General features: G+C 36.2%; 10 protein-coding genes. 2 read left to right on the top strand and 8 right to left on the bottom strand.

Translation table 11 applies throughout. From position 1 onward, the window contains the following. Window positions 1–1,035: 1,035 nt before the first annotated feature. Entirely contained in the window at window positions 1,036–1,425 is a 390-nt protein-coding gene (locus BU804_RS11025) for a transposase (protein ID WP_158024975.1), read from the top strand. Between the two features lie 309 nt (window positions 1,426–1,734). Here the strand turns inward: BU804_RS11025 and BU804_RS00780 are convergent, their stop codons facing one another. The 7 genes from BU804_RS00780 to BU804_RS00750 form a co-directional block, all read right to left on the bottom strand. After that, the gene (locus tag BU804_RS00780; RefSeq protein ID WP_075882598.1) at window positions 1,735–2,331 is read right to left on the bottom strand and encodes an NADPH-dependent FMN reductase; all 597 of its coding nucleotides are present in this window, start codon (window positions 2,329–2,331) and stop codon (window positions 1,735–1,737) included. A 75-nt stretch (window positions 2,332–2,406) separates the two neighbouring features. Continuing rightward, window positions 2,407–4,671: a Tex family protein gene (locus tag BU804_RS00775; RefSeq protein ID WP_075882597.1), complete on the bottom strand. Its 2,265-nt coding sequence runs from the start codon at window positions 4,669–4,671 to the stop codon at window positions 2,407–2,409. Window positions 4,672–4,755: 84 nt separating this feature from the next. Next, entirely contained in the window at window positions 4,756–6,066 is a 1,311-nt protein-coding gene (locus BU804_RS00770) for a Y-family DNA polymerase (RefSeq protein WP_075882596.1), read from the bottom strand. Then, complete coding sequence (locus tag BU804_RS00765) at window positions 6,047–6,478, bottom strand: LexA family protein (protein ID WP_075882595.1); 432 nt, start codon at window positions 6,476–6,478, stop codon at window positions 6,047–6,049. Before BU804_RS00765 ends, BU804_RS00770 begins: the two co-directional genes overlap by 20 nt. Window positions 6,479–6,636: 158 nt before the next feature. Beyond that, window positions 6,637–7,203, bottom strand: coding sequence for a DUF4019 domain-containing protein (locus BU804_RS00760; RefSeq protein ID WP_075882594.1), 567 nt, complete (start codon window positions 7,201–7,203; stop codon window positions 6,637–6,639). Between the two features lie 91 nt (window positions 7,204–7,294). Beyond that, a complete protein-coding gene (locus tag BU804_RS00755) occupies window positions 7,295–7,735 on the bottom strand; it encodes a hypothetical protein (protein ID WP_075882593.1) in 441 nt (146 codons plus the stop codon). Between the two features lie 370 nt (window positions 7,736–8,105). Beyond that, the gene (locus BU804_RS00750; RefSeq protein WP_075882592.1) at window positions 8,106–8,546 is read right to left on the bottom strand and encodes a globin domain-containing protein; all 441 of its coding nucleotides are present in this window, start codon (window positions 8,544–8,546) and stop codon (window positions 8,106–8,108) included. A gap of 175 nt (window positions 8,547–8,721) precedes the next feature. Here BU804_RS00750 and BU804_RS00745 point away from each other — a divergent pair, with 175 nt between their 5' ends. Then, window positions 8,722–9,060, top strand: coding sequence for a TMEM14 family protein (locus BU804_RS00745; RefSeq protein WP_075882591.1), 339 nt, complete (start codon window positions 8,722–8,724; stop codon window positions 9,058–9,060). Window positions 9,061–9,117: 57 nt separating this feature from the next. Here BU804_RS00745 and BU804_RS00740 read toward each other — a convergent pair whose 3' ends face one another. Beyond that, window positions 9,118–10,503 carry an MATE family efflux transporter gene (locus BU804_RS00740; protein WP_158024974.1) on the bottom strand — a complete coding sequence of 462 codons (1,386 nt, stop codon included), beginning with the start codon at window positions 10,501–10,503 and terminating at the stop codon, window positions 9,118–9,120. Window positions 10,504–10,834 lie beyond the last annotated feature (331 nt).

The following is a 10,834-nucleotide window of genomic DNA, read 5'->3' as shown; positions in this document are numbered from 1 at the left end:
TGGCTGCTCACTAAAAGGTTGGGGCGAGATAGGATGAGTGCTTTGCATGACTTGGCTATCCTTTGATTTAACAAAAATTCACGTCGTAAAGATACTATCAAAAAGAAACACTCCAATCAATTTAAAATTTGAAAAATTTATTATAGAAATTTAACTGACTGAGGAAAGAAAGTTAAGTTGCTAGAGTTTGGTTCAAGTCTTGAAGCTTTAAATCTAGCTCACTAAGGGATCAATTCAAAATTCTTTCAAGCTAAAAGATAAAAATTTTACTTTAGTCGATGCAAAACTCCACCATTTTCACTTAACTTCATTAGCAGCTATGCTTTTTTGAAAGTGAGAGTTAATTCGCTCTCATCGACTAAAAAGATGTGTTATTGTTCCTTTGCCTTTAAATCCATCGCCAAACTTTTGTTCTCCGCCTTTGTCAATTAGAAAAAACATTAACAGCCAAGCATTGCCAATTTAACTTAATCTGCCAGCTCTGCTGTATCTAGTGGGGCTTGCAGCAATCGATCTACCGCTTTATCTTTCTGTCATCCACCTAAATTAACGCCAGTTTAACGTAAGCTGTCTTCAAGATATATTCTGAGCGATCTTTATTGAAAAAAGACCTCTTTTCTGGTAGAAGATTTTGTTTTGCAGAACAAAAACTAAGGAAAGAGGCCAAAATGAACGAAATAGAGATGATCGAACTGTTTTATCTTGTGGATGATTTCTCTAATAGATTTCACCAAATGTGTTTCCAAAACAAATGGAGTAGACGAAAAGAAAAATCCGCAAAAAAACTTTTAGAAGACCTTTAAGTGAAGTGCTAACGATTTTGCTTCTCATTCATCGTTTCAATGATAGAACATTCAAACACTTCTACTTAAACCATGTAAAAACAACTTTAAAATATCTATTCCCTCATTTTGTTGGGTACTCAAGATTTTTTTCAACTCACCTTTGAAGCATTTTTCCTCTGTTTTGCTTGATCCAAGAACATCAAGGGATCTGTGAAGGGATTTTATTGATAGACTCTACAGGATTAACGATTTGCCTGCGTCAAACGTGCCTTTTCCCATCGTGTCTTTAAAGAGCCACGCTAAGTGGGGAAAAACAACCATCGGTTGGTTCTTTGGGGTTAAGCTCCATCTTGTGATTAATCACCATGCTAAAATTGTTGTATTTAAGTTGACAACTGGCAAACTTGATGATCGCAAACCCGTTTCAGAAATGGTAGAAGGGATGAAAGGAAAAGCGTTCGCAGATAGAGGGGATATGTCAGAAAAACTGACTCAAACTTTAATGCAAAAGGGAATGCATCTTTTCACAAAAGTAAAGAAAATGAAAAATCAATGGATCACGTTAGTGGATAAACTCATGCTAAAAAAGAGGGCTATGATTGAAAATGTGAATCATCTGTTGAAAATAGCTGTCAGATAGAACATCATCGGCACCGAAGTCGATGGAAATTTCTGAGCAATCTGATGGCAGGCCTTGCTAATTATTGCTTGAATCCATCCAAGCCTCGACTGTTCTTTTCAAAGGCAGAAACTGAAGCTGCTAAGCTTCTAGAATATTTTTGAGGGTTTCTTACGTTAAACTGGCGTTTTTTAGCTGAATAAGAAGGGAAAGTGAAATTTTTGTGGTTGCTAAAACGGCTGCGAGTATTTCCATTTAACGATCTGTTCAAGTGAATATTGCAAGCATTTAAACTTTCGTCCAAAAGCCTGCAAATGATTTAAAGACTTTTTAAGCAACACTGGTAAGTTGAAGTTTCTTTGTTTTTTCAACTAATTGTTTCGCGAGTTCTTCAGTGGCTTTGCGGTCTTGTTCTTTTTTTAAATTTCCTTGCTCATCAAAAGCGTTAGCAGCGTCGGAAATGGCTTTTTGGCTTGGCATGACCCAAGTTTGAATATTTTCTAAAATAGATCTTAAATGAACAAGTCCTCTTAATCCCCCTAAATTTCCTGGAGAGGCACTGATAATTAAAGCAACTTTATCGATAAAACAACTTAAATAGACTTCTTCAGGTGTAGCCTGACGCGTGGTCCAATCAATCATATTTTTTAATACGCCAGAGATAGAACTATTATATTCTGGAGAGGCAATGATAAATCCATCGTGCTCCCACAGTAGCTTTTTAAGTTTTAGAGCATTGTCAGGAAGCCCTTCATTCGCTTCAATATCCCCGTCATAAATAGGAAGGGGATAATCATTTAGATCAATATAAGTAACTTTTGCTCCAGCTTGTTCAGCTCCTTTCATCGCGTTTTTAACAAGTTTTTTATTATAAGAGTCTTTTCTTAAGCTGCCTGCAAAAGCTAATATTTTTGGTTGGTTATCCATCGCAATTTCTCCTATTTTTTAATCTTCAAAAACCTCTTTTAACAGCTTTTTTCCAAACATGCAACAGGGGATTTTTTAAAGGGAAGCAAACGGATTAGAAATAAAATTACTTTGGGATCTGGTTTGCCTTTTTAGCTTTGAAGACTCTTTAGCAACTTGTATTGGCTCTTTAGTAGAGCGATTTTGACCTACTCTCGCCGTTAAAGAAATGCGCTTGCGTTCAACATCAATTGTTAAAACTTCTACTTTTAGCTTATCTCCAGCTTTCACCACATCATTGGGATGGCTGACGTAGTGATCGGAAAGCTCTGATAAATGAATTAACCCATCTTGATGCACACCTATATCAATAAAAGCCCCAAAAGCTGTTACGTTAGTCACTATTCCTTCTAAATGGAGCCCTGGTTTAAGATCTTGGATAGATAAAATATCCTCGCGAAAGCTGGGAGGTTCAAAAGTTGCTCGCGGATCTCGGCCTGGTTTTTTTAATTCTTGCAGGATATCTTTCAAGGTCAACTCTCCTACAGAGGCACTCATATACTTCTTTAAATCAATTTGAGCGACAAACTCAGGATGATCAATTAAATCTCTCAAGGAGAGGTTTAAATCTTTAGCAATTTGTTCTACTAATTCATAGCGTTCTGGATGAACTGCTGAAGAGTCTAAAGGATATTCTCCATTTCTGATGCGTAAAAATCCCGCTGCTTGTTCAAAGGTTTTAGCGCCAAATCCAGGAACCTCTTTAAGCTGCTGACGACATTTAAAAGCGCCATGGGATTCTCGATATTTAACCATTTTTTGAGCAAGCGACTGACCGATTCCAGAAACATAAGATAGTAAAGGGGCGCTCGCTGTATTTAAATCGACTCCTACATGATTTACACAACTTTCCACTACATGAACAAGTTGATCTTGTAAAAGAGATTGATGAACATCGTGTTGATATTGTCCGACTCCAATTGATTTTGGATCAATTTTGACAAGTTCAGCAAGGGGGTCTTGTAATCGGCGAGCGATTGAAATGGCCCCTCTTATTGTCAAGTCTAAATCGGGAAATTCTTCTCTTGCGACATCAGAGGCACTGTAAACACTTGCTCCCGATTCATTAACAGTGACAACCAAGGTGCCCGTTAAAGCATTTTTTTTGATTAGTTGTTTGACAAAATTTTCTGTTTCTCGACCAGCCGTTCCATTACCAATCGCAATCGCGCAAGGTTTGTATAATTGAATAAAAGTCGCTAAGTCTTTTTCTGCTTGTTGATGCGCACTTGCTCCTTGAGAAGGATAAATGGTGATCGTATTTAAATATTTACCTGTCTCATCTACAGCCACACATTTACAGCCTGTTCGAATGCCGGGATCGATTCCAATAACAGACTTTCCACCTAGAGGAGAAGCTAATAAAAGATGACGTAAGTTATTGGCAAAAATATCTACAGCCGCTCGATCCGAGGCTAATTTCAAATCTAAACGGACATCTGTTTCTACAGAAGGATAAAGAAGCCTTTTAAAAGAATCTTCAACTGCTTGTGATAAATGAGAACTAAAGGGAGAAGCTTGTTTAAGATTTATTAATTTTGCGATTTGTGAAATGACAGAAAATTCCTCTATTTCAATTGAAAAATCAAGGATATCTTCTTTTTCACCGCGTCGAATAGCTAAATAGCGATGAGAAGGAATTGTTTTAACTTTTTCTTTAAAATCATAATATTGCTCAAACTTTGTCGGTCCTTTGACACTAGAACGCACTTTTGAAACAATAAAACCTTCTGTTGCAAATACTTCTCGAACATACGAACGAACAGCGGCCTCTTCAGCAATCATTTCAGCTACAATATCAAGAGCTCCGGAAAACGCTTGGTTGACATCCAAAACTCCTTTTTCTTCATTAATAAATGAACTGGCTGCTTCTTGCGGATTCCCTTGAAGGGGTTGACTTAAAATTAAAAGAGCTAAAGGCTCTAGTCCTTTCTCTCGAGCAATCATCGCTCTCGTGCGTCGTTTAGGCTTATAGGGTAAGTAAAGATCTTCTAAAATTGTTTTAACATTACAAGCTAAAATTTGTTCTCGTAGAGTATCTGTTAGTTTTCCTTGCGATTCAATCGAAGTAAGAATCGTTTGCCGTCTTTCTTCTAATTCTTTTAAATAATCGTGTCGTTCTTGAATGTTTTTAATTTGAACTTCATCTAGGTCGCCGGTCGCTTCTTTTCGATAACGGGCGATAAAAGGAATCGTATTTCCCCCTTCCAATAAATTAATTACAGCTTTGACAGAATGGACAGAAAGGGAAAGTTCTTGAGCGATTTGAATCATAAATATTTGGCGCGTTTGTTCTAACATAAACCTCTCTTCATAAAATCATAAGGAGGTCAAAGTTTAACAGTACTTATTGTTAACTGCAATCTAGAAAAAAAACCTCAAATATTACTTAGCTAAAACAATGGGTAGCTGCTGCCAATTAGAAGGATTGTGCTTTGAGCTGAGGTCTTTTCGGGGCTTCCAGCTTACGTCTGTTCCCATTGCTCCAAAAAATAATTTTTTTTTACCAAAACGAGCATTTAATGCATCCATGGTATTCATTAATTGTGTTCGCTTGGGATCTGCAGGATTTAAAAACAAATCAGAATTTGAGGATGATTCAGGCAAAAGATCTAATAAAATGACCCCACATTTCTTATACCTTTCTTCACGACGGAAAATTTTATTTAATCCTCGTTTCGCGGCCTTAATCATCTCTCCTGTGTCTTTAGTTGGAGCTGGAAATATTTCAGTAATGCTATCATAACAGCGCATCTTCTTTCCGGGCTGAATTTGATATTCTAAAAATATATGCAGCGCTTTTGCTAGGCTCTCCTGTGCTCTTAACTTTTTAGCCACTGTATAAACATAGGTAGATAAAGCCTCGGACAAAGGGGTTATCTCTGAAAGAACATGTCCGAAAGACCTAGAATAAAGCAAACTTTTTTTAGAGACTTTTTCATCTGATTCTAAGCAGCTAACTCCTCTTAATTCCCATAATATTCGCTCTCCAATCACACCCAGTCGTTTGCGAATAATGGAAGGATCCATTTGTGCATATTCCCAGGCCGTGTGAATATTCATTCCATTTAATTTTTCTTTTAAATTTCGTCCAATTCCCCAAACATCCCCAATCAAATAATTTTGTAAGACCTTTTGACGAACCGATAAATTTAAATCAAATACATAAGAATTTTGAATTTTTTTGGCAAGATCGTTGCCCATTTTTGCAAGTGTCTTCGTGTTAGCAAGGCCTAAAGAAATAGGCATTCCCACCCATTTCTTAACCTTCTTTTGTAATTCGTGACAAAGAGAAACTAAATCAGAAGGAGCAACACTAGAAGGATATTTTAAAAATGCTTCATCAATTGAATAAATGTCTAGGTCGGGGGCATGTTCGATCAAGAGGTTCATAATACGCTCTGAAATATCTCCGTAGAGTGCGTAATTTGAAGAAAAGACTTGAATATTTCTAGATTCACAAAGTGCTTTAATTTGAAAGTAAGGTTCTCCCATTTTAACGCCCAAAAGCTTGGCTTCTTGAGAACGGGAAATTACGCATCCATCATTATTGGATAAAACAATAACTGGCCTCTTTTCAAGGCTAGGATTGAATAATCTTTCACAGGATACATAAAAATTATTGCAATCTACTAAAATGAATTGATTCTTTGGTAATGATTCCACACAATCAGAATTAGACAGCGTGAATGACATGAGTCACAACTCCCCAAATATGCAGATTCATCTCTTCGGAAATTTCGATAGAAGGATATTGATCATTTTCAGCTACCAATTGCACTTTTTTAAATGCTATTTTTAATCTTTTTACCGTTAATTCTCCATCAACGGACGCAATAACCACTTTGCCATCTACTGCAGGTAAACTTCGGTCGACAACTAAAATATCTTGATGATGAATCCCTGCATTAATCATCGAAGAACCAGACACCTTAAGGAAAAAAGTCGCGGAAGGGTGCTTAATTAACAAGGCATTCAAATCAATGCGATCTGCCATCTCATTTTCAGCTGGAGAAGGGAAACCTGCCGAAATTGTCTGCTGGTAAAAGGGTAAATGGTAAAATTGTTTTTCAACAGAAGAAATATTTTCTAAAAAAATCAACGTCATTGGACTAACCTTCAAATCACTATTAGGATTCTAGTGATTAGGAAATAAATGTTTTATTTTTAATTCTGATTGGAAAATTTAATTAAAACAAGCCCTAATGATTTTTTTAATGATAACCCCACTTGTCATCAAGACAAGTGGGGTGGCATACTTAGCTTTTAGTTGACTTGATAGGTCAACACTTTCCATTGACCATCAGTGCCCCTTCTAAGAGTCAGTAACTCTCCTGAATTAGGAGCCTTGTCAAATGAAGTGTTGTATTCAATAACCATATAAGACCCTTTAGGAAGGCCATGAGGATCAATTGCTGGCTTTTCATCTTTCAGCGTACGAGATTGAACTCCTCCTAAACGCTTTCTTGCTAAATCTAGCGTTGTTTCCCACTCTTTTTGAGTAATTGTTTGTTGAAAAAGAGTATCTCCTTTTTCCCAACTCTGGGCATATTGCCCTTTATCCAGAGTCTCGACATAATCTTTAGCGACTTGAGCTGCTTCAATCATCCAAGCTGCCCAAGCCTTTTGATCGACTTGTGCTGATTGAGCTTGATTATTAGATACGTGAACTGGATTTACTATTTGTGTAGGTGTTTTACTATTTGGCACAGGTGTGGATACTGCCGATGGTGATGTCGAAGTGACAGAAGGTTGAGCATAAGCAGACCCTTGAACTAAAATCACTCCTAATCCAATTTTTCCTACTAATTTTATCAAACTGTCCTTATTCATCTTATCTCCCTTAAATTTTTTTTAAGAATAGCATCAAGCCTCAAAAGGTAGGTGCTAATCCTGAATATTTTTAGGATTAGCACTTAAAAAATTATTTTCCGTTACCCTTATTTCCATTGCCTGTATTCTTTGTTTCACAATGGCTATCACAATGACTATCGCAGCAAAGAATATTTTTAAGTTTTTCTTCAAAATCAGCTTTTACTTTCTTTTTTGCCATTTTGGCTTCCCATTTTTCTTGATTAGCTTCGCAAATGGCTTGTGCTAATTTTTCAATGCATGAATCGTTTGCACGGATATGTTCTTTTATACGTTCTTTTAAAACTTCCATCCATGCTGCGTCTGCCAAAGCTAAAAATTTTTGAGCATGATCTTGCTCTCCACTGCAAGAATTTTGGCAACCACATGAACAAGAACAGTTATTTCCACAACAAGGGTGACTTCCACAGGAGCTGCTTTCACAGCATCCATGCGAGCTATGGTCAGAATGATGATGATGATGAGTTCCACAAGTTTGATCTTGACAAGACATGTTTTTCTCCCTTTTAAGACTATCAAACCTTTGAAAAGACTCTTCCTCAGGCTAGATAGGTATTTGATATTAACACTAGTTTTCTCCAAAAAAGAGCCTAGTTTCACGGTATTTTAAGCAATTGCAGGAACTTAAAAAACTTATTTTAACGTAAAAATTTGTCGGAATCGAAAATGAGCGTTAACCTATGCTTGAATTTTTATTTTACGAATCAAACAAAAAGTTAAATCTCGAAAAGAAAATTCAAATTGAAGGTTATAATCTATCCATATCATGGATGAAAACTACAAGTCAATGCATTCAAATTATTTTTTTAATAAAAAAGTTCCTTCTCTTGGAGAAAAAAATTTGAGTCTACTGGAGTAGAAATTTATTTTTCAGATTGAGTATTAATCATCCAAGCAGAAAATTGATCCAAAAAGCGATAAAAACTACCCATATGTTCCATTGGAAAACAGTATTTTTGCTCTGCATCTTGAAGAATATGTTTAAAAGAATGCAACCAAACTTGTCTGGCTTCTTCATCAATGGCAAAGGGTAAATGTCGTTGCCGCATGCGAGGAGAGCCAAATTGTTGTTGATATAAAGGAGGTCCTCCACAAATAAAAACAAAAAAAGCAGCCGATTTTTTAGAAGCAGCTTTCATATCTGTAGGGAAAAGATGGCGAATAGAAGATTTTTCTAATTCTAAATAAAAGTCTTCTAACATTTTATAGATATTGTCCTCCCCCATTAACGAATAAATGCGTGAATCTGGGGTAATCCCTTGAGGAGGGCCACTGGGCGGAACATAAAATTCTTCTATTGACATAAAAATTCCTTAAAAAAACTCCTTTTTAACAAATTCATTTTTCTCTTGTCCAGCTATTTTATTTATTGTCATTTATTCTTTAGACCAAAAATGAGTTTATACCTTGAATATTTCTTTGGTTTGGTTTTAAAATAATTTTTCAACACGAAAAAAATTTCCGCATAAGGAGTTTGCTATGCAAGGATTATCTAAAGTTATCTGGATTTACGCCATTATTGTATTGATTGGAGGAATTGTCGGCCATGCTGTGGCTAACAGCCTAGCCTCTTTAATTGCTTCTAGTATTACCGCAGCTATTTTATTAGGATGTGGTTATTTGGTCCATAAAGGACAAAGTTGGGGCTACTACGGAACTCTTTTAATTGCCGGACTTCTTTTGGCCTTCTTTGGATATCGATTTTCTCTGTCTTATAAATTCATGCCAGCTGGGCTCATGCTTGTTTTAACCACAGCCTTACTTGCCTACTTGCTGACAAATTTAAAAGCATTTTGCTGTCGAGAAAATTCTTTATAACCAAGAAGATAAATCAATTCTGAATGGCAGCTTCCAGTGTCGTCATTCAGCATCGGCTTAAGTCACAAAAGCATATTTCCATTTTTCGGTTTTGAAACGCCATAAGTAAATGAGGCTAGAGACAACTCCATACAGAGCAATTAACATCCAAGCAATATTTGCCGGCGCTCCCCACTTAAATACGAAGAAGTAAATGGGTAACAAAGCCACAATCCAAGGACCTGTACCTCCCACTTTCATAATAAAACGCGTATCCCCTGCAGCCGTTAATAGCCCGACTAACAACCAATTAATTCCATCAAATAGAAAAAATAACCAAACCCAAAAACATGCTGCATGTAAAGTAGAAAGCACGGCAGGACTTAGAGCTTCTTTTTGTACTAAAAATAAATGAATTAAGGGATCTGGATACCAAACTAAAATGACGCCTAAAAGTAAAAAAACGAATAAGTAAAGCTTTAAACCTGATTTCAGTAATTTCCACACAAGTTCATGTTGCTCTGCTCCAAAAAAATTTGCAGCAATCGCTGTTGCTCCTTTAGAAACACCCTCCGTCATAAAAGTGAAAAGAAAGAAAATACTTTGCGCGACTGTCACAACTGTGATGTAATCTGTTCCTAGTTTTGTCATCAAATGGAAAATCAAAACCCAAGCCATCAATTCGAGTGTGTGAGCAAAAGCATTGGGGATGCCAATACTAAGGCTTTTCCGAAAAAGACGTTTATTAATTCGCCATTTGTTAGTCCCTTTTTCTTTTCGATTACTGGCTTTGAAAAAATCCCACCCGAAAATTACAACTTGAACTGTCAGAGCTATTCCAGTTGCGATAGCAGCTCCTTTAATACCTAAAGCAGGAATCCAAGGCTCCCACCCGAAAATTAACAAATAATCTAAGCCGATATTCACCAGATTCGAAACAGCCATTACGCAAGTCACACACTTTACCTGTCCTTGTCCAATGTAAAAAGCAGAAATCGCTCCTGAAAGAGCTGCCAGAGGACCAAAACACAACAAATATTTGAAATACTCTATTTCTAGCAAAGCAGAAGGATGGCCATCAAAAAAATAAGGGCCAGCCCATAAAGCAAGAGGAATAAACCAAAAAAAAGAGGCTAAAGAAAGCCAAATCATTTGCCAAACAGGTTGACCTAACTTTTCAAATTTTTTTGATCCATTATAACGCCCTACAAAAATTTCAGCGACACTAACAGTTGAAATACACCAAAACTGCAAAAACTGAACTAGAATTCCTGCATTAGCAGAAGCATTTAGAGCCTCAAGAGAATAGTTAGCTAAAAATAGGCGGTCTAGAAAAAGCATTAAACTGACAGACATCAGAGAAAGCATTAAAGGAAAAGAAATTTGCCACAACTCCCCCATCGAACCTTGAGGATAAGCTGTTAATTTATTCAAATTCAAAGGAGACAAAGGAGAAGACATCATATAATCACCTATCATCAATAGTCCAAAAGTAATTTCTTTTGGTCTCACGATTTTTTCGACTGATCAGTGATTTAATTTACATTTTTTCACACAATTTTTTTGCTGATCTGATAAAAAATAATTTTTAAATCATCATAAGATCAGCAAATAAATTCGAAAAAAAACTTTCAAAGTTTAAATCACAAACCAAATTATTTTTGCGCAATTTTTAGAAAGGAATTTTATATATTATAGGTCTATCGTTTCTCATGCGAAATTTGCATAGTGTTGTAGAGTACTTGTCACCCACTCTAAAAAAATCAATAGTAGATTTCGAATATTTTTCTTAAGG

The organism is Candidatus Protochlamydia sp. W-9 (assembly GCF_001950615.1).
GTDB classification, from domain to species: domain Bacteria; phylum Chlamydiota; class Chlamydiia; order Chlamydiales; family Parachlamydiaceae; genus Protochlamydia; species Protochlamydia amoebophila.
Note: the sequence above shows the minus strand (reverse complement) of the source record. Positions and strands in the feature narration are given on the sequence as shown.

Excerpts from the sequence above, each read along its gene's own strand:
- BU804_RS00780 (WP_075882598.1), bottom strand. The coding sequence starts at position 2,331 with ATGGATAACCAACCAAAAATATTAGCTTTTGCAGGCAGCTTAAGAAAA.
- BU804_RS00775 (WP_075882597.1), bottom strand. The coding sequence starts at position 4,671 with ATGTTAGAACAAACGCGCCAAATATTTATGATTCAAATCGCTCAAGAA.
- BU804_RS00770 (WP_075882596.1), bottom strand. The coding sequence starts at position 6,066 with ATGTCATTCACGCTGTCTAATTCTGATTGTGTGGAATCATTACCAAAG.
- BU804_RS00765 (WP_075882595.1), bottom strand. The coding sequence starts at position 6,478 with ATGACGTTGATTTTTTTAGAAAATATTTCTTCTGTTGAAAAACAATTT.
- BU804_RS00760 (WP_075882594.1), bottom strand. The coding sequence starts at position 7,203 with ATGAATAAGGACAGTTTGATAAAATTAGTAGGAAAAATTGGATTAGGA.
- BU804_RS00755 (WP_075882593.1), bottom strand. The coding sequence starts at position 7,735 with ATGTCTTGTCAAGATCAAACTTGTGGAACTCATCATCATCATCATTCT.
- BU804_RS00750 (WP_075882592.1), bottom strand. The coding sequence starts at position 8,546 with ATGTCAATAGAAGAATTTTATGTTCCGCCCAGTGGCCCTCCTCAAGGG.
- BU804_RS00745 (WP_075882591.1), top strand. The coding sequence starts at position 8,722 with ATGCAAGGATTATCTAAAGTTATCTGGATTTACGCCATTATTGTATTG.
- BU804_RS00740 (WP_158024974.1), bottom strand. The coding sequence starts at position 10,503 with ATGATGTCTTCTCCTTTGTCTCCTTTGAATTTGAATAAATTAACAGCT.